The organism is Pseudarthrobacter linnaei, assembly GCF_055412825.1.
Map to the genome: position 1 here is coordinate 1 of NZ_JBVAYX010000009.1, position 23,694 is coordinate 23,694.

A 23,694-nucleotide genomic window follows, 5' to 3' on the forward strand; every position below is an offset into this window, starting at 1 on the left:
GCGGGGTCCCCGCCGGCGGCGGCTGTGCCGCTGGCGCCGCTGGTGCCGCTGGTGCCGCTGGCGCCGCTGGTGCCGCTGGTGCCGCTGGCGCCGCTGGTGCCGCTGGGGCCGCTGCTGTCAGTGCCGGCGGCGGCGCCGTTGGTGTCGGCGGCGTCGGTATCGGTGGTCATGAGGTTCTCCCGAGCAGGCCGGAGGGACGGAACAGCAGCACAAGCGCCAGGGCCAGCACGACGACGAAGTCGCCGGTACCGCCGAGGTAGAAGTTGGCGAACTGCTGCAGGACGGCGACGGCGACGGCGGCAATGGCCGCACCGGTCAGCGAGCCCAGTCCGCCGATCACGGTGACGATGAAGGCGAAGATCAGCAGCGAACCGCCCAGCATCGGCGAGACGTAGCCGAAGTAGTGCGAGGCCAGCACCCCGCCGAGGCCCGCGGCGGCACCGCCGATCGTGAAGACGAGGGTGAAGGCTTTCCGGACGTCGATGCCAAGGGCCGTCACCATGGAGCGGTTCTCGACGCCGGCCCGGATGATCATGCCGTAGCGGGTGTTCTTCAGGAAGAACACCATGGCGAGCAGCACCAGGACGGCCGCGATGATGCAGACAAACCGGTCGTTGGGGACGCGGGCGCCCAGGATCTCGGTGGTGTCCTTGAACCAGGCAGGTCCCTGGATGAACACCGGGTCGGTGCCCCAGATGCCGTCGAAGAGGGCCACCGCGGCGAGCGAGAGGCCCAGGGTGATGAGGAGCTGCTCGATGTGCCGCTGGTACAGGCGGCGGATCAGCACGAACTCGGTGAAGGCGGCAAAGGCGGCCCCGGCCGCGGCACCGACCAGCAGGGAGAGCAGGAACGTCCCCCAGTCATCCGAGCCGGCTCGGCGGGCAACTTCCCATCCGGCGAAGGCTCCGAGGGTCAGGAACGCGCCATGCGCGAAGTTCAGCACACCCATCAGCCCGTAGATCAGGGACAGTCCGGCGGCGACGAGGAAATACAGGGCGCCAAGGCCCAGGCCGGTGAAGAGGAGCAGGACGACGGTACTCACAAAGCGGCGCCTTTCCGTGAGTTTTCCCGGGCTGGGTTTTCCCGTGCGGAGCCCTCAGCGGAGACACCCAGCAGCCGCTGGGTCAGTTCGGCGTCGTCGAGGAATGCCAGGGCGCTGCCGGTGTGGACCACCCGGCCGCCGGAGAGGACGACGGAGCCTTCGGCGAGCTGGCGCACAACGTGCAGGTTCTGCTCAACCAACAGAATGGGGACGGTCTTCGCTGCCTCGGCGAGAGTCTCGGCGACCTCGGCGACGATCTTCGGGGCCAGGCCCTTGGTCGGTTCGTCGACGAGGAGGATCTTGTTCGTGTTCAGCAGCGCGCGGGCCAGCGAGACCATCTGCTGCTGGCCGCCGGAGAGGGTACCGGCCATCTGGGCGGACCGGGCCAGCAAATCGGGGAAGAGGTCCTCGACGAGCTGGCGCCGGGGGGCGTCGTCGCGTTCGGCGAGCCGGAGGTTTTCCGCCACGGTTAGCTTGGAGAACACCTCGCGGTCCTCCGGCACGTAGCCCACCCCGCTGCGGATGATCTTGAACGTCGGATCCTTCTCGATCCGCACGCCGCCGAGCTCCACGGCTCCGGTCCGGTCGATCAGGCCGATGATGGCCTTGATGGTGCTGGTCTTTCCGACGCCGTTGCGGCCCAGCAGCGCGGTGATGCCGGTGGCCGGGACGCTGAAGGAGACATCCTCCACGACCTGCTGACCGGCGATATGGGCGTTGAGTCCCTCAATCCTGAGGATGGGTCGGGCTTCCCCTGCGGCGGTCATACGGGTTCTCCAAGGTAGGCACTCTGTACGGTCGGGTCCGACATCACGGCCTCCGGGCTGTCCAGGGCGAGCAGGCTGCCGTGGTGCATCACGGCCACCCGGTCCACGAGGCCCAGGACCACGTCCATGTGGTGCTCCACCATCATCACGGTGCAGCCGCGGTCCCGGTGCATTCCCCGGATGATCGCGGTGAGGGACGGGACGTCCCCCGACGCCACCCCGGCCATGGGCTCGTCCAGGAGGACGACGGCCGGGTCCGTCGCCAGCAGGACGGCGATCTCCACCTTGCGCTTCTCTCCGTGCGAGAGGTCCCCGGCCGCCGTCGTGAGCTGGCCGGTGAGCCCGACCTCCCCGATGGTGCCGCGGGCAATCCCCGTGGCCTCGTCGGAGGCGGAGGGGAAGCGCAGGATGCTGTTGCTGCCGCCGAGTTTCGCCTGGGCGGCGAGCCGGACATTTTCCAGCACGCTGAGCCGGGGAAACAGGTTGGAGGTCTGGAAGGTCCGTCCCAGCCCTGCCTTGGCCCGGCGGTGGACGGGCGCGGACGTGATCTCCCTGCCGTTAAGCGTGATGCTGCCCGTGGTGGGCCGCATCACTCCGGAAATCAGGTTGAACAAGGTGGTCTTTCCGGCACCGTTGGGGCCGATGACGCCGACCATTTCGCCGGTGCCGACCGCGAAGCTCACATCCTGGAGGATGCGGGCGCCGCCGATCTGCAGACCAAGGCCGTCCACCGCAAGGGCGGGCAGGGCTGGGGAATTCATTGGGATCCTTTGTATCTCGCTGGGTTGTGAGGGTGGTGCCCGGCGCTGTGCTGTATTGTCCGGAAGTTATCCGGCGTTCGGGCACAGCGCCGCGCCGGGCTACTTCTTTTCCGGCGGGGCGACGGTGTCGCCCGCAACCACCTTGATGAGCTCGGGGGCCCAGCTGCCGCCCGTCTGGACGAGCTTGACCTGGTACATGTCCTGGACCAGGGCGTGGTCCGAGGCGCGGACAGTTTCCTTGCCCTTGGGGCCGTCGAAGCTGAATCCCTCGAGGGCCTTGACCATGGCGTCGGTGTCCGAGCCGCCTCCCTTGATGGCCTGGACGATCATCTGGCCGGCAACGAAGCCGTCGGGGGTGAACAGGTCCGCCTTCTTGCCGGCCTTCTCGACCGCGGCGATCATCTTCTTCTCCACCTCGCTGCCCGCGGCGCCCGGGAAGTAGTGGTTCAGGAAGCTGATCTTGGCGGTCGCCTCACCGTAGGCCCCGAAGGTGGCGGCGTCGCCGAGCCCGGTGACGACCGGGGCGGCGTCGAAGGCGCCCTGCTGGCTCAGGGTCTGCCACATGGTGCCGGACGTGGCCCCGGCCCACGCCACGAAAACCATGTCCGGCTTCGCATCGATGAGCTGGCGGGCGAAGGGGGTGAGCTCCTGTCCGTCCGGCACCAGCACAGCCTCCACGGTGGCGCCCTTGGCTCCTAGGACGGCCTTGACGGCGGCGACGTTGCCCTGGCCGAAGGCATTGTCCTGCGCGAAGACGACGACCTTCTTGCCGTTGGTGTCGATGAACGAACCTGCGGTAGCGACGTCCTGCAGGCTCTGGCGGCCCGAACGGAACGTGTACTTGTTGATGCCCTGGATCGCGTCGGTGGCAGCCGGCCCGGAGATGTAAAGGACCTTGTTCTGCGCGGCCTGTTCCGCCAGCTTGAGCGCGATGCCGGAGCTGACCGTGCCGCCGATGATCTTGTAGCCCTTGCCGATCATGTCCTTGGCGGCCGTCACGGCCTTGTCCGGATCCCCGCCGTCGTCGGCGTATGTGAGGTTGATCTTGGCCCCGTTCACGGCGCCGGTCCCGCCGGTGGCGTGGTCGATGCCGGCCTGCAGGCCCTCGTAGTAGGTGGCCCCGTAGGCCGCCAGCGGTCCGGTCTTGGAGTAGATGATGCCGACGTCGACCGGCTCGGCGGCCGTGGTGCTGCCCGACGGGGCCGGCGCTGCGGTGCCGGCAGTGGGGGCACAGGCGCTGAGGGCGAGCCCGGTGGCCATAACGGCGGCCATCAGGAACTTCTTTGTATCCTTCACGGGATGCCTTTCGTTGAGAATCCGCGGAATCTGAGCAGGAGAGCTGACTGGAACTGCGCTGAACCTGAAAGGTGATTCAGATTACGGCAAACCTATGGTGCAGGTCACAGTGTGTCAACGGATTTCCAGTGCGGCTTTGCAACGTTATGGCAACGGTTTGGGCGTCACATGTGGCAGGCCATGGCTGCGCCGGAGCAGGTGAGGGAGCATCCGGCGCAAGGCGGAGCAGGGTCAGGCGGGTCAGGCGGGGACGGCGGTATCCTGGGCCACGCGCCGGCAGACCGTAGTCATAAACGGCGTGAATTCGCTCGCGGAACCCAGCCGGAGTCCGGCAGTGTGCGTCAGCACGCCGTCGTCGACCCGGAATGTATGCCGGGACGTGCCGCGCTCGCTGCGCCGTTCCATGGTGAGCGTGCCCTCCTGCCAGCTGGCGCGCGCGGGCGCTTCCGGGGGCAGGCCCATGCTGTTGACGTGGTACCAAAGGGTATCCGGGCGGTCCGGGTCTACGGTGAACACGCCGTGGCCCTCGAAGCGGGTGCCGTCGGCTTCCGTATGCCGGTAGCTGTGCGTCACGGCCAGTCCGGCGGCGGCGCGGGCGAACGTGAGTTTGATGGCAGCAGCACGCGCCGGCCCCCACGGCGTCGCCTCCCATCGCGTGGTGCCGGTCCAATGCCCGAGGAACGCCTCAAGCGCCTCGTGTGCACTGCCTGGCAGCGGCCGGTCCATGATTTCCTTCCAGGTGGGGGTTCCTCCCAGCGGCCCCGTCCCCATCATCACGCGGCGCCGCCTGCCCTGTCTAGGGTGCGGGCACGCCACCCGGCCCAGTGCAGGCCCAGCTCAGCGGCCTGCGGGGCCGGTCCTCAGAGGCCGAAGGTCTCGGCTTCCTCAAAGGGACCCACCACCGTGATGGTCCGCGGGGCGGCGGCGAGTTCGCGGGCGAGCTCCTGGACGTCGGCGGCGGTGACGGCCTTGATCTGGCGCAGGGTCTCGTCGATGTCCTGGTATTCACCGGAGACGAGTTCGGCCCGGCCCAGCCGGGACATCCGGGAGCCGGTGTCCTCCAGGGCCAGTACGATTCCGCCGCACAGCTGCCCGACGGCCTTGCGGAGTTCCTCCTCGGAAATACCGCCCCCGGCCAGCTTGTCGAGTTCGGCGCCGAGCAGTTCGAGGACCTGCCGGACTTTCGACGGCGTGCAGCCGGCGTACATGCCGAAGTAGCCGGCGTCGGCATAGGAGGAGGCGAAGGAGTAGGTCGAGTACACCAGTCCGCGCTTCTCGCGGACCTCCTGGAACAGCCGGGAGGACATGCCGCCGCCGAGCACGGCATTGAGCACGCTCATGACGAAGCGGCGGACGTCGGTGGCAACGATGGTGGGGCAGCCCATGATGATGTTGGCCTGCTCCACCGGGCGCTTGACCACGTGCAGGCCGGCGGTGCCGGTGATGGAGGCGCGGTCGGTGGAGCGGCGCTGCACGGGCGCTGCGTCGGGTTCAAGGCTCCAGCCGGCGGAGTTCAGGGCATCGACGACGAGGCCGCAGACGACGTCGTGGTCCAGTCCCCCGGCGGCGGTAATGACGAGCTCGTCCGGGCGGTAGTAGCGGCGGTAGTGGTCCCACACGGAGTCGCGGGCCACGGCCCGGATGGCGTCCGGGGTGCCGCCGATCGGCCGGCCCAGCGGGTGGGTGCCCAGCACGGCGGCGACGAAGTGTTCGTGGGCGACGTCAGTGGGGTCGTCGCTGTCCATCGCGATCTCCTCGAGGATGACGTCGCGTTCCTGCTCCATCTCCTGCGGGTCCAGCACGGCGCCGGTGATCATGTCCGCGATGACGTCGATTGCCATGGGGAGGTCGGTATCCAGCACCCGGGCGAAGTAGCAGGTGCTTTCCTTCGCCGTGGCGGCGTTGGATTCGCCGCCGACCTCGTCGAAGGCCGAGGCGATCTCGAGGGCGGTGCGCCGCTTGGTGCCTTTGAACAGCAGGTGCTCCAGGAAGTGCGTGGAGCCGTGCTGCCCGGGGGCCTCGTCGCGGGAGCCGACGCCGACCCAGAAACCGATGGTGGCCGAGCGCTGGCCCGGCATCGCTTCAGTAAGCACGCGGACGCCGCCGGGCAGGACCGAACGGCGCACCTCGGAACCGCCGTCGGCGCCGTGGATCAGGGTGTCAGCGTGCTGGTTCTGCTCAAGCGGCAGGGGGACGACAGTCATCAAGGCCTTTCGGTAAACACATGCCAAATCTGCCTGCAATCGTACCAGCGGCATACCGTTCCAACGGTCCGGCCGCGGCACCGGAGAGCCACTGACGACGTCGGCCGGCATCCCCGCCGCCGTTAACGGCAGCGGGGCCGGTGGATGATCCACCGGCCCCGCCACTTGATTCAGCTCAGACTACTCTGCGGACTCCAGGGCGACCTCAGCGTTGTCGGCGTCCTCGGAGCCGGCCTCGCCGGCCACAACGGGTGACAGGGAGAGCTTGCCGCGGTCATCGATCTTGGTGATTTCCACCTGGATCTTCTGGCCGACGGAGACGACGTCATCGACGTTGTCCACGCGCTTGCCGCCGGCGATCTTGCGCAGCTCGGAGATGTGCAGCAGACCGTCCTTGCCCGGAGTCAGGGAAACGAAGGCGCCGAAGGTCGTGGTCTTGACGACCGTGCCCAGGTACCGCTCGCCGATTTCCGGGATCTGCGGGTTCGCGATGGCGTTGATCGCGGACCGTGCTGCGTCGGCAGACGGGCCGTTCGTGGCGCCGATGTAGACAGTTCCGTCGTCCTCGATCGAGATGTCGGCTCCGGTGTCTTCCTGGATCTGGTTGATCATCTTGCCCTTCGGCCCGATGACCTCGCCGATCTTGTCTACCGGGATCTTCACCGCAATGACGCGCGGAGCGAACTCGGAGAGCTCATCCGGGGTGTCGATCGCGGAGTTCAGGACATCCAGGATGTGCAGACGGGCTTCGCGGGCCTGCTTCAGGGCGGCCGCCAGGACGGAGGCCGGGATGCCGTCGAGCTTCGTGTCCAGCTGGATGGCCGTAACGAACTCAGCGGTGCCGGCGACCTTGAAGTCCATGTCACCGAAAGCATCTTCGGCGCCGAGGATATCGGTCAGGGCGGCGTAGCGGGTCTGGCCGTCAACCTGGTCGGAGACCAGGCCCATGGCGATACCGGCAACGGCGGCCTTCAGCGGCACACCTGCGTTGAGCAGGGACAGCGTGGAGGCGCAGACGGAACCCATCGACGTCGAACCGTTGGAGCTGAGAGCCTCAGACACCTGGCGGATGGCGTAGGGGAATTCCTCGCGGGACGGCAGCACCGGCATGATGGCGCGCTCTGCAAGGGCACCGTGGCCGATTTCGCGGCGCTTCGGGGAACCGACGCGGCCGGTCTCGCCGGTGGAGTACGGCGGGAAGTTGTAGTTGTGCATGTAGCGCTTGCGCGTCACGGGAGACAGCGAGTCAATCTGCTGTTCCATCTTGAGCATGTTCAGCGTGGTGACACCCATGATCTGGGTCTCGCCGCGTTCGAAGATGGCCGAGCCGTGGACGCGGGGCAGAACCTCAACCTCGGCGGTGAGCTGGCGGATGTCCGTCAGGCCGCGGCCGTCGATGCGGATCTGGTCCGTGAGGATGCGCTGGCGGACAACGTGCTTGGTGACGGAGCGGAAGGCTGCGGACAGCTCCTTCTCGCGGCCTTCGAACTGACCGGCCAGGGAAGAGGTGACCTCGTCCTTGAGCGAATCCGATGCGGTGTCGCGTTCCTGCTTGTCGCCGATCTGGAAGACAGCGGCCAGCTTCTCGGCGGCAGCGGACTCCACAGCGGCGTAGACGTCGTCCTGGTAGTCCAGGAAGACCGGGAACTCGACGGTCGGCTTGGCGGCGCGTGCGGCGAGGTCCGACTGGGCGTCGCAGAGGGCCTTGATGAACGGCTTGGCGGCCTCGAGGCCTTCCGAAACAACTTCTTCGGTCGGGGCGGTGGCGCCCTGTTCCTTGATGAGGTTCCAGGAGTTGTCGGTGGCTTCGGCTTCAACCATCATGATGGCGACGTCGTCGTCCTTAACGCGGCCGGCAACGACCATGTTGAAGACGGCGTTCTCGAGCTGGGAGTGCTTCGGGAACGCAACCCACTGCGAACCGTGCTCGTCGGCGATCAGGGCAACGCGGACGCCGCCGATCGGGCCGGAGAACGGCAGGCCGGAGAGCTGGGTGGACATCGAGGAAGCGTTGATCGCCACGACGTCGTAGAGCTCGTCCGGGTTGATGGAGAGCACGGTGACGACGATCTGGACTTCGTTGCGCAGGCCCTTGACGAAGGTCGGACGCAGCGGGCGGTCCATCAGGCGGCAGGCCAGGATGGCTTCCGTGGACGGGCGGCCTTCGCGGCGGAAGAACGAGCCCGGGATACGGCCGGCGGCGTACATACGCTCTTCGACGTCGACGGTCAGCGGGAAGAAGTCGAACCCTTCACGCGGGTGCTTGCCGGCTGTGGTGGCGGACAGCAGTGCGGTCTCTTCGTCGAGGTAGACCATCGCTGCGCCGGCTGCCTGCTTGGCAAGACGGCCGGTTTCAAAGCGGATTACACGCTTGCCGAAGCGGCCATTGTCAATGACTGCTTCTGAGAACTGGATTTCGGGACCCTCCATAGAGAGTCACCTCCGTTTCATGGTTCACGGAGTCCAGCCGCATCAACCCAGGCCAGCATCTGTCGGCTGGCCTGCACTGCACCCGGTCATCGATCGAGACCCACGGGCTAAGGCAACATTTCCTTGAAGCCGTTCCCGGAGATCACTACCGAAGACCGCGAATGCGTGATGCGGTTGATCCTCCTGTTGAGTTTTGTGTGAAGAAGGCGGCCCTTTCCGTTCCGGAAGGGGCCGCCCCTTAAAGCTGACTAGCGGCGCAGGCCGAGACGCTCGATGAGCGCACGGTAGCGGGTGATGTCAGTGTTCTTGAGGTAGGTCAGCATGCGCTTGCGACGACCGACCATGGCCAGCAGACCGCGCTGGGTGTGGTAATCGTGCTTGTGCACCTTCATGTGCTCAGTGAGATCCTTGATCCGCTGAGTCAGGACTGCAACCTGGACCTCCGGCGAACCGGTGTCGCCCTCGGACGTTGCGAAATCCTTGATGATGGACTGCTTTACAGCGGCTTCAAGTGCCACGATAACTCCTAGAGATGTGCCGTGAGGCCCGAATCAGTAACTCACTGCCGGGGGTGCTGGGCCGGTAATTCCCCTCCGAAGGGAGGATCGACCGTACACAACAAGAGCCAGCCGCCACGGACTGCAGCCGGATCCAACGTTTAGTTTACCGGCACGCCGCTAATCTTGTCGAAACGGCCCGTCCTGCTGCCCGGAAGTGCCCTGCGCCAGCCGGTCGCGGATGGCGGCCATCCCGCGGTACAACTCCGTGAAGGACGTGCTCAGCGGGGACAGCCCGATCCGGATGCCGTGCGGCGCCCGGAAGTCCGGAATGACGTCCTGCTCCCACAGCGCCGCGGTCATCTCCCGGAATGCCGGGTGGTCCACCGTGATGTGGCTGCCGCGCAGTTCCGGATCCCGCGGCGTCGAGAGTTCCACGCCCGCCGGGGCGAGCCAGGCGTCATGAAGTTCGACGGCGTACGCGGTCAGCAGCCGTGATTTCTCCCGGACGGCTTCCATGCCCACCTCCTCCAGCAGGTCCAGGGTGCCGCGCATGGCGAGCATCCCGAAGACCGCGGGGGTACCGCTGAGGAACCCGCGGATTCCTGCGGCGGCCTCATAGCCGGGGCCCATTTCGAAGGCGTCCTTGCGGCCCATCCAACCCCAGATCGGCTGCTGCAGTCCCGGCAGGTGCCGGGCGTTGACGTAGGCGAACGCGGGTGAACCCGGTCCCCCGTTGAGGTACTTGTAGGTGCAGCCGGCGGCGAAATCGACGTCGGCGCCGTCCAGGGCGATCTCCACGGACCCCGCGGAATGGCACAGGTCCCACACCACTAGCGCGCCGGCGTCGTGCACGGCCGCGGTGATGCCCGGCAGGTCCGCGAGGAACCCGGAGCGGTAGGCGATCTGGCTCAGGACCACGACGGCGGTGGCCGGGCCGGTGGCGGCCCGCACCTGCTCGACGCTCACGCCGGCGGAGGGCTCGGCGTCGATCCAGCGCAGCGTGAGGCCCTCTTCGCGGGCGATGCCCTCGACGAGGTAGCGGTCGGTGGGGAAGTTGTCCGTGTCCAGCACGATTTCGGTGCGCGCCGGGTCGGTCACAGCGGCCAGCGCGGCCCGGATCAGCTTGTACAGAACCACCGTGGTGGAGTCGGCGATGATGGTCTGCCCTTCAGCGGCGCCGAGGACGGCCCGGCCGAGCTGGTCGCCGATGGCCTGCGGGAGCTCGAGCCATTCCTCGTCCCAGCCGCGGATCAGCCGGCCGCCCCAGCTGTCCTGGATGAAGCTGCCGATATCGGTGACGGTGCGCTTGAGCGGGCGGCCCAAGGAATTGCCGTCGAGGTAGGACAGGGCAGTGTCGGTGCCGATGAAGTGATCGCGGTAGGCAGCCAGCGGGTCGGCGGCATCCAGTTCGCGGGCGCGCTGGAGGAGGGCTGTGTCGTAGCCGGCGGCGGCCTGCGCCGCGGGGCCCGCCGTGTCCGGCTGAAGGGCGCTCACTGGCCGATCTCCGTCCGGACGGCGAAGAGCTCCGGGAAGAAGGTCAGTTCGAGCGCTTTCTGCAGGAAGGCGGCGCCGCTGGAGCCGCCGGTGCCGGACTTCATGCCGATGGTGCGCTGCACCGTGCGCAGGTGCCGGAAGCGCCAGAGCTGGAAGTTGTCCTCGAGGTCCACGAGTTCCTCACAGGCCTCGTAGGCGCCCCAGTTGTCCGCGGCGTTTTCGTAGATGTACTTGAAGACCGGGACCAGCTCGGCGCAGAACTCGTGCGCCCGGGTGACGTCCCGCTCGAGCAGCGAGGCGGGAACGTCGAAGCCCTGCCGCTTGAGGTAGGCGAGGAAGTCGTCATAAATGCTCGGGGATTCGAGGAGCTCCAGGAGCATCGCGTGGGCCTCGGGGTCTGATTCGAACACCGGCAGCATCTTGCGGTTCTTGTTGCCAAGCAGGAACTCGACCGCGCGGTACTGGCTGGACTGGAATCCGGAGGAGTTGCCCAGGAAACCGCGGAACTGCGAGTACTCGGTGGGGGTGAGGGTGGCCAGCACGGACCACTGCTCGGTCAGCGTTTTCTGGATGTGCTTGACCCTGGCAATGGCTTTCAGGGCCGAGCCGAGATCGTCCGAGCGTAGCCAGGCGGCGGCGCTGCGGAGCTCATGCAGGACCAGCTTGAGCCACAGTTCCGTGGTCTGGTGCTGGATGATGAACAGCATCTCGTCGTGGTGCTCCGGGGCGCTGACCGGCTGCTGGGCGCTCAGGAGCGTCGGCAGCTGAAGGTAGGACGCGTAGCTCATCTTTGAGCTGAAGTCCCGGACAATATCCTTGTCCAGCTCCCTGGTATTTTTCTCAATCGTCACGTTTCTTGCCTTCCTTGCCCTATGGCGGTGCATCACTGCGCGGACCCGCCGGCGAAACCGCCCGCACGGACCCGCGAATCTGCCGAGCGGTTCAGCGCGGCGGTTTGGCGCAGCGGTTTAGCGCAGCGGTTTAGCGCAGCGGTTTAGCGCAGCGGTTTAGCGCGCGAACAGAATGTTGTGGGCCTGGACCACGTCCAGGCGCATCTGGTCCACCAGCGCCTCAGGGCCACGGTACGCCACCATCCCCCGCAGCCGGGCGACGAATTCCACTACTACTGTCTGGCCGTACAGATCGAAGTCCTCGACAGCCTCTTCGGGGCGGTCGATCACGTGCGCCTCCACCTGCCGGCTGACGCCGTCGAAGGTGGGGTTGGAGCCCACGGAGATGGCGGCGGGCCAGCGCGTACCGGCCTGGTCGACGAGCCAGCCGGCGTAGATGCCGTCTGCCGGGATGTAGCCGCTGGCGTTGGCGGCGAGGTTGGCGGTCGGGAAGCCAAGGTCACGGCCCCGCGCCGCCCCGTGGACCACCTCGCCGCGCATCCGGTGGGGCCTGCCCAGGACGGCGGCGGCCGTGGCGACGTCGCCCTCGCGCAGTGCCTCGCGCACCCAGGTGGAGGAACAGCGGCGGTCCGTGCCGCCGTCGTCGTCCGAGCCTTCGTGTGGATCACCGTGCAGCGGGAAGCCTTCGGAGCCAAACTCGCTGATGACCAGGACCTCGAACCCGAGCTTCCTGCCGAGTTCCTGCATGGTGTCCAGGTCACCGGAGTTGCCCCGGCCAAACCGGGCGTCGTGGCCGATCACGACGTGGCTGGCCTTAAGGCTGCCGACCAGGACGTCGGCGACGAATTCTTCGGGGGTGAGGCTGGCCAGTTCGAGGGAGTACTTCATGACGAGTACTGCGTCGAGGCCGAGTTCGCCGAGCGCGACCAACTTGTCTTCCAGGCCCATGATCAGTTCCGGGGCGGATTCGGGGCGGTGGACCTGCGCCGGATGCGGGTCGAAGGTGATGGCGACGGCCCGGGCGTGGTTCAGGCGGGCGATGCGGATGAGCTGTGAGAGCACCTGCTGGTGGCCGCGGTGCACACCGTCGAAGTTGCCGAAGGTAACGACGGAAGGACCAAAGTCCGCCGGGACTTCGGACGGATCGTTCCAGATGTGAACCATCACCCTCGCCTTTTGCTGCCTGCCATGTGCGCCTCCGGAGAATCCTGCCTGCTCCGGAACTCTCCTAGATTACCCGCAAACGCGGCACGCCTCCGACGGGCGCTGCCTGGCCCCGGGCAGCGCCCGTTCGCGCTCAGGACACCGGGACCGCGCTGCGCGGGTAACCGTCCGGCGGCGCCTGTGCGGGCACCGGTGAGGTGATCGACGCCGAGCGACCGCAGAGCCAGCCGGTGGAACGGACAAATGAAGACGGCGGGCGCGGGGGGATCCTGGGTGGCCTGCCCGGGAAGAAGTCGGCCTGGAAACTGGCGGGTTGCCGCACTCCGGACGGGAGGGGGCGCAACTGGCAGGGTCATCCCATCCGCGCCGGAGACCGCCGGACAGGGACAATATGGGGGACATCATCATGGGTTTGACCGTCCGGGCGCCACACCTTGCCACTGTTTGTCTGCTGCTCGCTGTGGGAGTGTCGTCGAGCGCCTGCGGCGGCGCGGCCAAAGCGGCCGGGACTGCCGGGAGTGCCGGGACACCCCCGATGTCCAGGTCAACGTCAGCGGAACCGCCGGTGGAACCGCCCGTGGGCGGCTACGAGGGCTGGTGGAACGCTACACCGGCCAGCGGCAGCACCGCCGGGCTCCCCCAGGAAACGGTGGCCATCAACACCAGGACCAAGACTGTGGTCGATGCGTTCAGCCGGAAGATCAACGACGCCGGGCGGCCAACCTTGATCGCCGATGTTCCTTACACCGATGTTCCTTACACCGTTGTTCCCGACCCGTCCTGGCCGGCAGACTCCGTGATCATCATCGACACCGTGACCAACAAGGTGATCGCGAGCTTCCGCGTGGACCTCAGCGGCAACCCGATCCGCTAGCGCGGCCGACGGCGTTCGGCGGGGCGCCTGCCAACGTGCCGGGGCCGAAGTGCGCAGTGGTGTTTCCAGCGGCGCGGTGGTTCCGCCAGTGCAGCAGCCCAGCGGCCAGGATCAGCGGAATGTGGATGGCCGGGAGGTTCCGAGCGAACCACCGCGGCAGGTAGATATCGGTAACGGAGCCCGTCTCGTCGCCCAGGTCCCTGGCCACAGCGGTGAGCGGGCAGTGGAAGCCGTTCGCGGTAAAGACCAGGGTCTCGGCGGTGACGACGCCCGCAGCCAGGCCCACCCTGCGGTCAGTACGGCCTCTGGCGCCGGCATACAGGACGTAGACCATGCAGGCCTCGATCGTGAACCAGGCGAAGGTGTGGAATGCTTTCACGGCCCGCAGCAGGGAAGCACGCTCCGCTTCCGCCAGCTCCCCTGGGGCCTTGAGTGCAGCCATGCGACCAGCCTAGCCGCCGTCCGCCGCCATCGGGTCAGAGGCTTTCGGCCCGCCCGGACCCAGCGCCCGTGGCGGACAGGTCCGCGAGCCAGGCGTCGAGCTCGCGGGGGTGGCGGAACAGCACCGAAGGCGGCATCGCTGGATCCGAACGGATACTGCGCATCACCTGCCGTTTCCGTGTGAACGACCGGAAATGCCACCGGATGATCGAGTCCTGGATGAAGAGCCGGGCAAGGGTCTCCTGATTGCCGTTGCAGACCGGTTCGCGGGTCACGGACCGCCGCAGCGTGCGGCGCACCAGCCGGGCCAGCGAAAGCCAGCGCGGATAGTCCAGGCCGACGACGAGCTCCGCCCGCGGAAGGACTACGTCCCGCCACACCCCATACGCACTGTCCAGCACCCAGCGGTCCTGGGCCGCAATCGCTGCGGCGATGTCCCGCTGCTCCTCGACGGTCCGCTGTTGCCATCCGGGCAGCCAGCCAATGTCATCGTCCGCCGAGAACTCGGGCAGCCCCGTGGCGTGAGCATAGGCCCGGGCGGCGGACGACTTGCCGCTGCCGGTTACCCCGTAGAAGAGGACACGGGAAGGTGCGGCCGGAGATGATCCGGGGGCCGTGCGGGCTTGGACGGCTGCGGGCTGCGCAAGTGATTTGTGGAACTCGGCAGCTTTTTCCGTGGCAACGGTTCGGTTGCCGGCCCTGTCCAGATATTCGTAGGAGTATGTCGAGGTGCCGCGGGTGGGCCGGTAGCCGAGGCCTTCGTAGAGATTTCGTGCTGCGGTGTTGCCGGGTTCGACCCGTGTCCCCGGACCATGCCGTGGCATAGATCAGGTCCCCGGCTGCCTGGCGTTCCAGGAAACCCTCTGCGATGTTTGCCCCCGGAGGCTCGTGCAAGCGCAGGGCGGGGAGGTCGCCCGCCGTGCACCTTCGGATGCTCACGGATGTGTTCATGGTTTGTCCCCCCGGATGTGTCACCGCGCTGGGCCCGGCCCCATGAGCGCATCGGCGATACGCTAGCACCTCCCGCCGGACCGCGGGGCATACCGGTGTGCGACACTGATCCGATGTCGACGTTCACCGTCCTGGCCGGGGCCCCGTTTCCGATCCCGAGGTACTCGCGCTGTACGAATCTGTGGGCTGGGGTGCGTATACCCGGGAACCCAAGGTCCTGGCCGCGGCCGTCCGCGGTTCATCCTTCGTAGTCAGTTGATCAGCCTTCTTGCCCTGCTTCTTGCCGCGGTCGCCGTTTTCCTGTGGCTCTACTTCCGCAATACGCGTATCGAGTTTGGGGATGAATACCTCTCACGGACCAATCTTTTCGGGGTGAGGCAGGACTGGCCGGCCGACCAAATCGGTGCGGTGGTGGTCGTGGAGCAGCTAACGGCGTTCGGGCAGCCTCCAACCCCCAACACCTTCGTTCTTGACACCGAAGGCAGATGCATCCTCCGCCCGACCAGTCAAATGTGGACGGATGGAGAAGTCGGCAGATTGGTTGGCTCGATTGGACGCACTCCGGAGAGAATCAAGGAACCGATCGCGGCAGGTGCTCTGCGTAAGCGCTACCCGCGCGCTGTGCCTTGGTGGGAGGCCCATATCTTCGCATCCGCCCTAATCGCCGCTGGGGCCTTCCTTCTTGTCTTATTTGTCTACTACATGATGTGAACGGCAAAGCCGTCGGCCCAGAAGATCCGCCCCGCTGGCCCCTCGGAGTCACACTCCGGCCGGCACCGGCAGTGCCGTGGGAAACTGGGGGCATGGACAGCCCTGTTGCCCCTACCTCCAGCCCGGCCCTCCCCCACGACGCAAAGCCCCAGGACGCAAGGCCCGGCCAGACACAGCCGCACGCCGCACAAACCGAGCTCCCCATCGAGCTGCGCCGCCCTCACGGACCCCGTGATCCCGGTGACGCCTGGGTTGAAGGCGACCGCGGACGGTTTTGGGGGCGCTTTGGGTCGGCGGGTCTCCTCGTGCACGACCCCGCCAAGGGCATCCTGCTCCAGCACCGAGCCCTGTGGAGCGATCAGGGCGGCACCTGGGGACTCCCGGGCGGAGCCCTGCACCAGGGCGAAGAAGCGGTCCACGGCGCTCTGCGCGAGGCCAAGGAAGAAGCGGCCGTTCCGCCGGAGAACGTCCGTGTGCTGTTCACAACGGTCTTCGATGTCGGCTACTGGACCTACACCACGGTCGCCGTCGAGGTCGTGGACGCGTTCGAACCGAAAATCAGCGACCCGGAGAGCCTGGAGCTGCAGTGGGTGCCGGTCGAGCTCGTCGGCGAAAAGGAACTGCATCCCGGCTTCGGATCAGCCTGGCCGGACCTTCGCCGCAGACTGTCGGGGCCCGAGGCCGGAACGGACTGAGACCTCGACGCCGGCCGGGCGGAGGTCAGCACCAGCGGCCGGCAGCAACAGCGGCATTCCGCTCTGGAGCAGTCCGTCCTAAGGTTCGGTTATGACGACCGAAAATCACACCCCGCCTCCTGTCCGGCAGCTGCGCCTCGTCGTCGAGACGGAGGATTACGACGCCGCCCTGATCTTCTACCGGGATGTCCTGGGACTCGTGGAACGTGAGGTGGTTCCCAGCGAGGGCGACGCACGCATCACGATCCTGGAAGCAGGCCGCGCCACCCTGGAGCTCTCCAACCCGGCGCAGGTCAAGTACATCGACCGGGTGGAGGCCGACGGGCGGCCGAGCGCCCGGATCCGGGTCGCCTTCGAGGTTGACGATACGGAAGAAGCCAGACGGGACCTCATGGGGGCCGGCGGCACGCTCATCGCGGCACCTCGGGAAACGCCGTGGCGCTCGGTGAACTCACGGCTCAACGGCCCGGCCGGGCTCCAGATCACGCTGTTCCAGGAACTGGACCGGCCCGAGGACTAGGGCGCTCAGGCCTGCTTCGGGGCCGGACGGCGACGGTACAGCCAGACGAGGCCCAGGACGGGCAGCAGCAGCGGGATAAACGCGTAACCGCGGCCAAACAGGGACCAGACCGTCTCATGCGGGAAGTTAACCGAGTCGAACAGGCTGAGCGCCCCGACCACCAGCACACCCACCAGTTCCACGAGCACCGCCGCAACGGAGACCTTGAACCAGGCGCGGCCGGACTTCGCGAGGGACACTGTCGCCACCAGGTAGACGACGGCGGCGAACGCCGAGAGCAGATACGCCAGGGGGGCTTCGGAGAACTTGGTGAGGATCTGGTATCCCGCCCGGGCCGTTGCGGAAATCGCGAACACGGCATAAACGGCGATCAGCAACCGGCCGGGGCCGGTGTTTCGGGTGTCTGTTGCCGCCGGGGCCGGACCCGGTTCCGCAGGATCAGCCAGGGCCGGCGCCGCTGCAATGTCCTCACGCGTTGGTTTCGCGCTCACGTTCTCTGCCTCTTCCACGTCAGTACCAGATCTGATTCATTCGGGCCGCCATCACCACGGCGGTGACCCCCACGGCGGCGAGCACGAAGTTGCTCCAGCGGGTGCGTTCCAGGATGGCCCAGTACACCGCGCCGACCGGCAGCAGGAGTGCCGTCAGCAGGTAACCCCAGAACTCCCACGGCTCCCCCGCCATCTGTTCCCCGCCCGCGACCCGGACGATCGACCCGACGAGGTAAACCAGCAGGGACAGTTCGACGGCGGCCACCGAGAGGATCGTCGTGTCGTTCGGGGCCTTCTTGAGGATGCCGGCGGCCAGGCAGATGACGGTCGAGACCAGGCCGACCACCAGGATGATGTAGAAATACGCGTCCACTACTGACCGGCCTGCTGTTCCGCCGTCGGCGGCTTGGGCGCCCGCTTCTCATTGTCCGGCGCGAAGACCAGCACCGGTTTGGCGTAGCTGCCCTTGTCAGCGAGCAGGGCCACAAGAGTCCCGTCCGGGGCGAATCCGGCGGCCGGATTCTCCGGTGTGGCTGCGCCCGCTGTGCCAGCCCCCGCCCCCGCGGCGATCCTGCGGCCGAAGGAAATCTCGGTGGTTTCCTCGTTGCTGAGTTCACGGTTGGGCATGAGCGCCCGGGCGGCCTGGGACATTTCCAGCACATCCAGCTCTTCGGCGAGCTGTTCGAGGGTATGGGCCTGGTCCAGCGTGTAGGGGCCGACCTGGGTGCGGCGCAGCGCCGTCAGGTGACCGCCGACGCCGAGCGCGTCGCCGAGGTCGCGGGCCAGGGCCCGGATGTAGGTGCCGGAGGAGCACTCGACGGTGACGTCCACGTCCAGGGCCTCGCCGTCGCGCACCGGACGGAATCCGTGGACCTCGAAGCGGTGGATGGTGACCGGCCGTGCGGCCAGCTTGACCTCTTCGCCGGAGCGGACCCGGGCGTACGCGCGCTCCCCGTTGACCTTGATGGCGCTGACGCTGCTGGGAACCTGCTGGATCTCACCGGTCAGCGCGGCGACGCCGGCCCGGACGGCTTCCTCGGTGACGGCGGCGGCGCTGTGCGTCGCGGTGACCTCGCCCTCGGCGTCGTCGGTGACCGTTGATTCGCCCAGGCGGATGGTGGCCGTATACGTCTTGGAGGTGCCCACAATGTAGGTGAGCAGCCGGGTGGCCTTGTTAATGCCAACCACGAGAACGCCCGTGGCCATCGGATCCAGCGTTCCGGCGTGGCCCACTTTTCGGGTACCGGCGAGCCGCCGCATCCGTCCAACCACATCGTGGCTGGTCCAGCCTTGCGGCTTGTCCACTATTACCAGTCCAGAAAGCACGCTCCCCAGTATATCTGCGCCGGTTAGGATGGCAGACATGCCCGAGCTTGCCCCCCACGTCCGAGACGTCCCCATCAACCAGATCCGAGAAATCACCGAAGCCGCCTGGGGCACCCCCGGCGCGATCGTGCTGAGCATCGGCGAACCGGGCTTCGCGGTCCCCCGCCATATCCTCGACGCCGGAATGGCCTGCCTGGACCGCGACGAAACGAACTACACCCCGAACGCCGGCATCCCGGCCCTGCGCGAAGCTTTCGCGGCCAGGTTCCGGGAACACAACGCGACGCCGGTCGGCGCGGACCGCGTCTACGTCGTTGACGGCGCCCAGCAGGGCCTGCACTTCGCGATGAGCCTGCTGCTCTCCCCCGGTGACGAAATCCTGATCCCCAACCCGGGCTACCCGACCTTCGCCATGACGTCCAGCCTGCTGCACGCCGTTCCGGTGCAGTACCCGCTGTATCCCGAGCACGACTTCCAGCCCCGGATCGCGGACATCGAGGAACTCATCACGCCGCGGACCAGGGTGCTGATCCTTAATTCGCCGTCCAATCCGCTGGGCGCCGTCCTGGGCGAGGAGCTCACCCGCAGCCTTGTGGCGATGGCCGTCCGGCACGATCTGTGGATCATCTCCGACGAATGCTACGAGGCGTTCACGTACGACGTCCCGCATGTCAGCCCGGCCCGCTTCGACAGCGACGTCCCGGGAGAAGCCCGCGTGTTCACCTCGCTCACGCTCTCCAAGACCTATGGCCTGACCGGGCTGCGGATCGGCGCCCTCATCTGCCCGCCCGGCCTGGAGCAGAAGATGAGCAACGTGATGGAGTCAATCGTCTCCTGTGTCGCCTCGCCCTCGCAGTATGCGGCGCTGGCCGCGCTGACGGGCCCGCAGGACTATGTCCGTCACGCCCACGCGCACTACCGGGCCAACCGGGACGCCGCCTCGGCCGTGTTGGCCGCCAAAGGGATCCCGTTCCTCACCGCGCAGGGGGCCTTTTACCTCTGGGCGGACGTGTCCCACGCCAGCGGCGGGGACGTGCGGTCCTGGGTCCGGCGCTTCCTCGCCGATTCCCGGGTGTCCTTTGCCCCCGGCACCGCGTTCGGCTCGATCGGCGAGGGCTGGATCCGGATTGCCCTCTGCAGCAGCCAGGCTGATCTCGTCGAAGGCCTCGGCCGGCTCCCGGCGCGGGTCGCGGCCCAGGGCTGACAGCCCGGGCATAGGGTCCCTGTCCCCTACCGCGGTGGCACTGCAGCGCCTAACCTGAGCGCAGTGCGCGGTCTTCGCGTGCGTCGCGGGGCGTACCGTTCCGGGACTGGTGTCGGCTTCCGTCAGGGAGGTTCACATGTGGTGGCAGGACTTGTTATGGGGCATCTGGAACGGGCTCACGGCGTGGATCGTGCTGATCGTCCACGTCTTCGGCCAGTGGAGTGAATTCCCGTTCTACAACACGGCACGCGCCGGAAACTGGTACGACTTCGGCTTCCTGCTGGGGGTCGGCTCACCCCTCCTGGGAGGCCTGGGCGCCCGGGGCGCGCGGAGCCGGCGCCGCTGACGGCGCCGGGGAAACCTCCCCGCGCCGCCGCTCACTGCGCCGGGCCGGACCACCTCACAGCATGATCTCGTCCTCCGGCGACAATGGCGCCGGGGGCGTGTGGGCGAACGACAGCCTGACGATGAAGTGGCCCTCGGAGCAGTTCTGCGCGATGATGGCCCCCGACTCACCGGCCAGCTTCACGCCGAACTGAAGCTCCAGATGCTCCGCGCCGACTTCCTTCAGGACCTCCGCCGCCGCGTTGGCCGCCGGCCGGATGGCGGCGAGAGCATCCTCCAGCCGCCGCCCGGCGTTGGTAATTCCCTGCTCGTTCCGCGCCGGGCGTTCGACGCCGAAGCTGTCATCCGCGACCTCAACCAGCACCGTCCCGGAACCCACTTCGTAGCGCAGTATCTCGGTCATTGCTTCCTCCATTTCGCCCGCTGGACGGTCAGGGTTTTCCCGCCGCCAGGGCACCGTCGAGCCATTGGCGCAGGGCCGCCGCAGGCGGGGCACCCGCCTGCCGGGCGACCACTTTGCCGCCCCTGATGAGCAGCATGGTCGGTATGGCCTGGATGTCGAAGCGCCGTGAGAGCGCCGGTGACTTGTCGACGTCTACCTTGACGAGCTTGACCCGCCCGGCCCGCTCCTGGGCCAGTTTGTCCAGCACGGGGCTGACCATGCGGCAGGGGCCGCACCAGGCTGCCCAAAAATCGATCAGGGCGGGCGTCGAGGACTGTTCGGCGATGACAGCGAAGTCGGCGTCGCCAGCCTCGACAATCCAGGGCAGGTCCGTGCGGCAGTTGCCGCAGCGCGGATGGCCGGCTGCCGCCGTCGGTATCCGGTTGGTTTTCCCGCATTGGGGGCATGTGATCAGGCTGGAGCCCACGGACCGCCGCCTTCCTGAGTCCCCGCAGTCATGGTTCCATGGGACGCCCCCCGCCCGGAGCGGGCATAGAGTCCAAAGTCCCCGGCCAGGCCGTGGCGGCCGTGCCCGTCGGAGTGGCCGGCGTCAGTATTCAACGCGGTCCGGGTTGTCGTGCCAGGGCCGGAAGGGGACGTCCGACGCCGGGACGGCCGTCTGGCGGACCGGCATCAACTCCCGCCGGGTGCCGTCGAAGTACTCATAGAACAGCGCATCGTCGAAACCGGCGCCCGCAGCCGTCTGACGGTCCGCGGCGAAGTGGACCTGGTCAACGCGGGCCCAGAGCGCGGCGGCGACGCACAGCGGGCATGGTTCGCAGCTGGCGTAGAGCACCGCGCCGCTGAGATCGAACGTGGCGGACGCGGCGGCGGCCTTGCGGATGGCCACCACCTCGGCATGGGCTGTGGGATCATTGTCGCGCGTGACGCGGTTAACGCCCTCATGGATCCGCCCGTCAGGAGTCACCACCAGCGCCCCGAACGGTCCACCGCCCGCGGCCACATTGGCGGCCGCGAGCCGGATGGCCTGATCCAGGAAGCGGTGGATGTCCGAAGCTGAGGGTGCCGTGACCATGGTCCGATCATAGCCAGCAACCCCGCCCGCAATGGCAGATCCGGGGCCGCCGCGCAGGCATCGACTTTGCGTCGCCGAAGGCCTAATATCCGCTTGGGGGCCGTGAATGCGCCAGCTGCCTTAACACCGGTCTCAAGGGTCTCAACGATGTCGATTCCTCATCACTCGCCCCGGGAGCCAACCATGAGAACGAAATTTTCACTGCTCGCCACGGCGGCCACGGCCGCGGTGTGCCTTTCGACCGGGTCAGCTGCCGGCGCAGCCCCGGACGGTCCATCGGGACGGGACGCAGGGGACGCGGCACCGGTTCTCCTCACCGCCGGACTGGTGGGTCCGCTGCATGTCAGCGCCGACCGCGACGGCTCCGTCACGGTGAGCGAATCCTTTGCCGGCCGGCTGACCAGGGTCGACCCCAAGGGGAACAAGGACGTCCTCTACGAATCCCCTGACTGGAACGTTGCGGGCAACGACCGGCGGGATGATAGGACGTATTTCCTGGAGAGCCAGGGCGCCGGGCCCCATCCGGCCGAGCTGGCCGGCCATGTCCGCATCATCGACGACGACGACGGGCGCCAGCGGACCCTGGGTGACTTCGCCACCCTGGAAACGAAGGAGAACTCTGACGGCGAGACCCGTTACGGCTTCCGTCACCTGCCGGAGGGCTGCGAAGCCAAGCTGCCGGCCAACATGCCCGCCAGCTACAAAGGTGAAGTTGATTCACACCCGTACGGGATCGCCGTCACCGAGGAGACCATCTACGTCGCCGATGCGGGGGCAAACAGTGTGGTGTCGGTTGATACCCGCAGCGGCGAGACCAAGACGGTCGCCGTGCTGCCGCCGCGGCCCTACAAGATCACCCCGGCAGCCGCGGCCTCCAACGGGCTGCCCGGCTGCGTCGTGGGAACGACCTATGACTTCGAGGCCGTTCCGACCGATGTCGCCGTCGGGCCGGATGGCTGGCTGTACATCACCTCGCTCCCCGGCGGGCCGGAGGATCCGGCGCTGGGTGCCCGCGGGGCGGTCTTCAAAGTGGACCCCGACGGCGAGAAGGTGAAGCTCGTGGCGGATGACATCATGACGCCCACCGGACTCGCCCTGGGCGAGAAGGGGGAGCTGTATGTCGCCTCCCTGTTCGGCGGGGGTGTGCTCAGGATCGACCCTGACTCGGACGAGAGGACGGTGGTGCTTGAGGCCGGATTCGCCGCCGACGTGGACCTCCGCGGTGGCACCCTGTATGCCACCGTCAACGCCCTGCCCGGACCCGACGGCGAGCCGGACGGCCAAGTGATGTACCTGAATCTGCGGGACGGACGACATGACGGGGCCACCGGCTCCTGACAGGACAGCGGAGCGGGCACACAGAAATGGCCGGTCCCTCACCGGGGCCGGCCATCTCCGTGCAGAACTCCATTGCTTCGGAACTGCGCTGTTGCGCGGCTACTTGTTGCTGTCCTCGTCGACGTCGTCCTCGTCGGTAAGGTCCAGGCCCTCTTCGTCGAAGTCGTCCTCGTCGAGTTCCACGTCCTGCGGCGTATCACTCTTGTACGGGTCGGCGTCGCCCGCGTGCTTGGCGCTGGCAGCCAGAGCGGCCACTTCTGCGTCGCGCTTCTTCGCAGCCCGGAGCAGCTCCTCCAGGTTGGAGGCGTTGACCGGGATCTGGTCCGCCACGAATTCCAGGGTCGGGGTCAGCCGGACGGTGACGTTCCGGCCGACTTCCTGCCGGAGCACGCCCTTGGCTTTCTCAAGCCCTTTGGCAGCCTCGGCCTGGACCAGCTGGTCACCGAACACGGTGTAGTAAACCGTGGCGTGCTGCAGATCATTCGTCACACGCGCATCGGTAACAGTGACGCCCTCAAGCCGGGGATCCTTGACCCTCCGGCCCAGCGCCTCAGCAACAACAACCTTAATCCGCTGCGCCAACTTGGCAGCCCGTGCGGGATCAGCCATTTTCACTCCTAAAAATTTGGATGTACGACGGCGCGATGGCAGCTGACGTACACCTGGTGGGTTTTGATGCCACGCGCCTAAGGCAAGCCTACGACGGACCCGCTGGGGTTTTTCCGGCGGCCCGGGAGTGGCATCCAAGGCGGCAGCCGAGGGCCCCGATGCGAGCTTGCGAGCATTGGCAAGGCTGACGCCGCTGCCGGAG

27 protein-coding genes are annotated in these 23,694 nt (G+C 67.4%); 7 read left to right on the top strand and 20 right to left on the bottom strand.

The features are described from left to right. Positions 1-166 precede the first annotated feature (166 nt). The 11 genes from ACZYZ3_RS10220 to ACZYZ3_RS10270 all read right to left on the bottom strand — a co-directional run bounded on the left by ACZYZ3_RS10220 (position 167) and on the right by ACZYZ3_RS10270 (position 12,509). Positions 167-1,042, bottom strand: coding sequence for a branched-chain amino acid ABC transporter permease (locus ACZYZ3_RS10220; RefSeq protein WP_463901342.1), 876 nt, complete (start codon positions 1,040-1,042; stop codon positions 167-169). After that, positions 1,039-1,809 (bottom strand): ABC transporter ATP-binding protein, encoded by a 771-nt coding sequence (locus tag ACZYZ3_RS10225; RefSeq protein WP_463963719.1) that lies wholly within the window; start codon positions 1,807-1,809, stop codon positions 1,039-1,041. Before ACZYZ3_RS10225 ends, ACZYZ3_RS10220 begins: the two co-directional genes overlap by 4 nt. Next, positions 1,806-2,570 (bottom strand): ABC transporter ATP-binding protein, encoded by a 765-nt coding sequence (locus tag ACZYZ3_RS10230; RefSeq protein ID WP_463963720.1) that lies wholly within the window; start codon positions 2,568-2,570, stop codon positions 1,806-1,808. Before ACZYZ3_RS10230 ends, ACZYZ3_RS10225 begins: the two co-directional genes overlap by 4 nt. Positions 2,571-2,669: 99 nt before the next feature. Next, positions 2,670-3,866, bottom strand: coding sequence for a substrate-binding domain-containing protein (locus ACZYZ3_RS10235; protein WP_463963721.1), 1,197 nt, complete (start codon positions 3,864-3,866; stop codon positions 2,670-2,672). Between the two features lie 240 nt (positions 3,867-4,106). Beyond that, positions 4,107-4,592, bottom strand: a complete 486-nt coding sequence (locus ACZYZ3_RS10240) for a DUF1579 domain-containing protein (RefSeq protein ID WP_463963722.1) — start codon at positions 4,590-4,592, stop codon at positions 4,107-4,109. Positions 4,593-4,726: 134 nt separating this feature from the next. Then, the gene (locus ACZYZ3_RS10245; RefSeq protein WP_463963723.1) at positions 4,727-6,070 is read right to left on the bottom strand and encodes a M16 family metallopeptidase; all 1,344 of its coding nucleotides are present in this window, start codon (positions 6,068-6,070) and stop codon (positions 4,727-4,729) included. 180 nt (positions 6,071-6,250) lie between these two features. Further along, the gene (locus ACZYZ3_RS10250; protein WP_463963724.1) at positions 6,251-8,500 is read right to left on the bottom strand and encodes a polyribonucleotide nucleotidyltransferase; all 2,250 of its coding nucleotides are present in this window, start codon (positions 8,498-8,500) and stop codon (positions 6,251-6,253) included. A gap of 248 nt (positions 8,501-8,748) precedes the next feature. Then, positions 8,749-9,018 carry a 30S ribosomal protein S15 gene (gene rpsO / locus ACZYZ3_RS10255; protein ID WP_226760651.1) on the bottom strand — a complete coding sequence of 90 codons (270 nt, stop codon included), beginning with the start codon at positions 9,016-9,018 and terminating at the stop codon, positions 8,749-8,751. 159 nt (positions 9,019-9,177) lie between these two features. Continuing rightward, positions 9,178-10,407: a kynureninase gene (locus ACZYZ3_RS10260; RefSeq protein ID WP_463963841.1), complete on the bottom strand. Its 1,230-nt coding sequence runs from the start codon at positions 10,405-10,407 to the stop codon at positions 9,178-9,180. Positions 10,408-10,490: 83 nt separating this feature from the next. Next, complete coding sequence (kynA, locus tag ACZYZ3_RS10265; protein WP_463963725.1) at positions 10,491-11,345, bottom strand: tryptophan 2,3-dioxygenase; 855 nt, start codon at positions 11,343-11,345, stop codon at positions 10,491-10,493. Between the two features lie 156 nt (positions 11,346-11,501). Further along, the gene (locus tag ACZYZ3_RS10270) at positions 11,502-12,509 is read right to left on the bottom strand and encodes a bifunctional riboflavin kinase/FAD synthetase (RefSeq protein ID WP_463963726.1); all 1,008 of its coding nucleotides are present in this window, start codon (positions 12,507-12,509) and stop codon (positions 11,502-11,504) included. A gap of 565 nt (positions 12,510-13,074) precedes the next feature. On the opposite strand from ACZYZ3_RS10270, the gene ACZYZ3_RS10275 reads away from it, so the two are divergent. After that, positions 13,075-13,383 carry a hypothetical protein gene (locus tag ACZYZ3_RS10275; protein WP_463963727.1) on the top strand — a complete coding sequence of 103 codons (309 nt, stop codon included), beginning with the start codon at positions 13,075-13,077 and terminating at the stop codon, positions 13,381-13,383. Here ACZYZ3_RS10275 and ACZYZ3_RS10280 read toward each other — a convergent pair. Next, positions 13,361-13,825 carry a hypothetical protein gene (locus tag ACZYZ3_RS10280; RefSeq protein WP_463963728.1) on the bottom strand — a complete coding sequence of 155 codons (465 nt, stop codon included), beginning with the start codon at positions 13,823-13,825 and terminating at the stop codon, positions 13,361-13,363. The two genes, ACZYZ3_RS10275 and ACZYZ3_RS10280, sit on opposite strands and share 23 nt — an antisense overlap. Before the next feature lie 34 nt (positions 13,826-13,859). Then, positions 13,860-14,648 carry a P-loop NTPase family protein gene (locus ACZYZ3_RS10285; protein ID WP_463963729.1) on the bottom strand — a complete coding sequence of 263 codons (789 nt, stop codon included), beginning with the start codon at positions 14,646-14,648 and terminating at the stop codon, positions 13,860-13,862. Positions 14,649-15,030: 382 nt separating this feature from the next. Here ACZYZ3_RS10285 and ACZYZ3_RS10290 point away from each other — a divergent pair, with 382 nt between their 5' ends. The 3 genes from ACZYZ3_RS10290 (at position 15,031) to ACZYZ3_RS10300 (ending at position 16,701) form a co-directional block, all read left to right on the top strand. Next, the gene (locus tag ACZYZ3_RS10290; protein ID WP_463963730.1) at positions 15,031-15,486 is read left to right on the top strand and encodes a hypothetical protein; all 456 of its coding nucleotides are present in this window, start codon (positions 15,031-15,033) and stop codon (positions 15,484-15,486) included. A 203-nt stretch (positions 15,487-15,689) separates the two neighbouring features. Next, positions 15,690-16,181 (top strand): NUDIX domain-containing protein, encoded by a 492-nt coding sequence (locus ACZYZ3_RS10295; protein WP_463963842.1) that lies wholly within the window; start codon positions 15,690-15,692, stop codon positions 16,179-16,181. 91 nt (positions 16,182-16,272) lie between these two features. Continuing rightward, the gene (locus ACZYZ3_RS10300) at positions 16,273-16,701 is read left to right on the top strand and encodes a VOC family protein (RefSeq protein WP_463963731.1); all 429 of its coding nucleotides are present in this window, start codon (positions 16,273-16,275) and stop codon (positions 16,699-16,701) included. Between the two features lie 5 nt (positions 16,702-16,706). On the opposite strand, the gene ACZYZ3_RS10305 is transcribed toward ACZYZ3_RS10300, so the two are convergent. From ACZYZ3_RS10305 to truB, 3 genes are read right to left on the bottom strand one after another with little or no spacing between them, the layout of a single operon-like run. Beyond that, positions 16,707-17,165: a hypothetical protein gene (locus ACZYZ3_RS10305; RefSeq protein WP_463963843.1), complete on the bottom strand. Its 459-nt coding sequence runs from the start codon at positions 17,163-17,165 to the stop codon at positions 16,707-16,709. A 46-nt stretch (positions 17,166-17,211) separates the two neighbouring features. Next, positions 17,212-17,565: a hypothetical protein gene (locus ACZYZ3_RS10310; RefSeq protein WP_463963732.1), complete on the bottom strand. Its 354-nt coding sequence runs from the start codon at positions 17,563-17,565 to the stop codon at positions 17,212-17,214. Further along, the gene (gene truB, locus ACZYZ3_RS10315; RefSeq protein ID WP_463963733.1) at positions 17,565-18,518 is read right to left on the bottom strand and encodes a tRNA pseudouridine(55) synthase TruB; all 954 of its coding nucleotides are present in this window, start codon (positions 18,516-18,518) and stop codon (positions 17,565-17,567) included. The genes ACZYZ3_RS10310 and truB overlap by 1 nt, the downstream gene beginning before the upstream one ends. Positions 18,519-18,555: 37 nt before the next feature. Here truB and ACZYZ3_RS10320 point away from each other — a divergent pair, with 37 nt between their 5' ends. After that, positions 18,556-19,722 carry a pyridoxal phosphate-dependent aminotransferase gene (locus tag ACZYZ3_RS10320; RefSeq protein WP_463963734.1) on the top strand — a complete coding sequence of 389 codons (1,167 nt, stop codon included), beginning with the start codon at positions 18,556-18,558 and terminating at the stop codon, positions 19,720-19,722. 136 nt (positions 19,723-19,858) lie between these two features. Beyond that, positions 19,859-20,068, top strand: coding sequence for a hypothetical protein (locus ACZYZ3_RS10325; RefSeq protein ID WP_463963735.1), 210 nt, complete (start codon positions 19,859-19,861; stop codon positions 20,066-20,068). Between the two features lie 54 nt (positions 20,069-20,122). Here ACZYZ3_RS10325 and ACZYZ3_RS10330 read toward each other — a convergent pair whose 3' ends face one another. The 3 genes from ACZYZ3_RS10330 to ACZYZ3_RS10340 form a co-directional block, all read right to left on the bottom strand. Beyond that, positions 20,123-20,470: a CU044_2847 family protein gene (locus tag ACZYZ3_RS10330; protein ID WP_463963736.1), complete on the bottom strand. Its 348-nt coding sequence runs from the start codon at positions 20,468-20,470 to the stop codon at positions 20,123-20,125. A gap of 28 nt (positions 20,471-20,498) precedes the next feature. Further along, positions 20,499-20,936: a thioredoxin gene (gene trxA / locus ACZYZ3_RS10335; RefSeq protein WP_463963737.1), complete on the bottom strand. Its 438-nt coding sequence runs from the start codon at positions 20,934-20,936 to the stop codon at positions 20,499-20,501. Positions 20,937-21,059: 123 nt separating this feature from the next. Next, a complete protein-coding gene (locus ACZYZ3_RS10340) occupies positions 21,060-21,545 on the bottom strand; it encodes a nucleoside deaminase (protein ID WP_463963738.1) in 486 nt (161 codons plus the stop codon). Between the two features lie 183 nt (positions 21,546-21,728). On the opposite strand from ACZYZ3_RS10340, the gene ACZYZ3_RS10345 reads away from it, so the two are divergent. Next, positions 21,729-22,883: a ScyD/ScyE family protein gene (locus ACZYZ3_RS10345; RefSeq protein WP_463963739.1), complete on the top strand. Its 1,155-nt coding sequence runs from the start codon at positions 21,729-21,731 to the stop codon at positions 22,881-22,883. A gap of 99 nt (positions 22,884-22,982) precedes the next feature. Here the strand turns inward: ACZYZ3_RS10345 and rbfA are convergent, their stop codons facing one another. Next, entirely contained in the window at positions 22,983-23,492 is a 510-nt protein-coding gene (rbfA, locus tag ACZYZ3_RS10350; RefSeq protein WP_463963740.1) for a 30S ribosome-binding factor RbfA, read from the bottom strand. Positions 23,493-23,694 lie beyond the last annotated feature (202 nt).

Excerpts from the sequence above, each read along its gene's own strand:
- rbfA (WP_463963740.1), bottom strand. The coding sequence starts at position 23,492 with ATGGCTGATCCCGCACGGGCTGCCAAGTTGGCGCAGCGGATTAAGGTT.
- ACZYZ3_RS10250 (WP_463963724.1), bottom strand. The coding sequence starts at position 8,500 with ATGGAGGGTCCCGAAATCCAGTTCTCAGAAGCAGTCATTGACAATGGC.
- ACZYZ3_RS10270 (WP_463963726.1), bottom strand. The coding sequence starts at position 12,509 with ATGGTTCACATCTGGAACGATCCGTCCGAAGTCCCGGCGGACTTTGGT.
- ACZYZ3_RS10345 (WP_463963739.1), top strand. The coding sequence starts at position 21,729 with ATGAGAACGAAATTTTCACTGCTCGCCACGGCGGCCACGGCCGCGGTG.
- ACZYZ3_RS10230 (WP_463963720.1), bottom strand. The coding sequence starts at position 2,570 with ATGAATTCCCCAGCCCTGCCCGCCCTTGCGGTGGACGGCCTTGGTCTG.
- ACZYZ3_RS10330 (WP_463963736.1), bottom strand. The coding sequence starts at position 20,470 with ATGACCGAGATACTGCGCTACGAAGTGGGTTCCGGGACGGTGCTGGTT.
- ACZYZ3_RS10240 (WP_463963722.1), bottom strand. The coding sequence starts at position 4,592 with ATGGACCGGCCGCTGCCAGGCAGTGCACACGAGGCGCTTGAGGCGTTC.
- ACZYZ3_RS10340 (WP_463963738.1), bottom strand. The coding sequence starts at position 21,545 with ATGGTCACGGCACCCTCAGCTTCGGACATCCACCGCTTCCTGGATCAG.
- ACZYZ3_RS10280 (WP_463963728.1), bottom strand. The coding sequence starts at position 13,825 with ATGGCTGCACTCAAGGCCCCAGGGGAGCTGGCGGAAGCGGAGCGTGCT.
- ACZYZ3_RS10325 (WP_463963735.1), top strand. The coding sequence starts at position 19,859 with ATGTGGTGGCAGGACTTGTTATGGGGCATCTGGAACGGGCTCACGGCG.
- ACZYZ3_RS10225 (WP_463963719.1), bottom strand. The coding sequence starts at position 1,809 with ATGACCGCCGCAGGGGAAGCCCGACCCATCCTCAGGATTGAGGGACTC.
- ACZYZ3_RS10320 (WP_463963734.1), top strand. The coding sequence starts at position 18,556 with ATGCCCGAGCTTGCCCCCCACGTCCGAGACGTCCCCATCAACCAGATC.
- ACZYZ3_RS10245 (WP_463963723.1), bottom strand. The coding sequence starts at position 6,070 with ATGACTGTCGTCCCCCTGCCGCTTGAGCAGAACCAGCACGCTGACACC.
- ACZYZ3_RS10285 (WP_463963729.1), bottom strand. The coding sequence starts at position 14,648 with ATGCCACGGCATGGTCCGGGGACACGGGTCGAACCCGGCAACACCGCA.
- ACZYZ3_RS10300 (WP_463963731.1), top strand. The coding sequence starts at position 16,273 with ATGACGACCGAAAATCACACCCCGCCTCCTGTCCGGCAGCTGCGCCTC.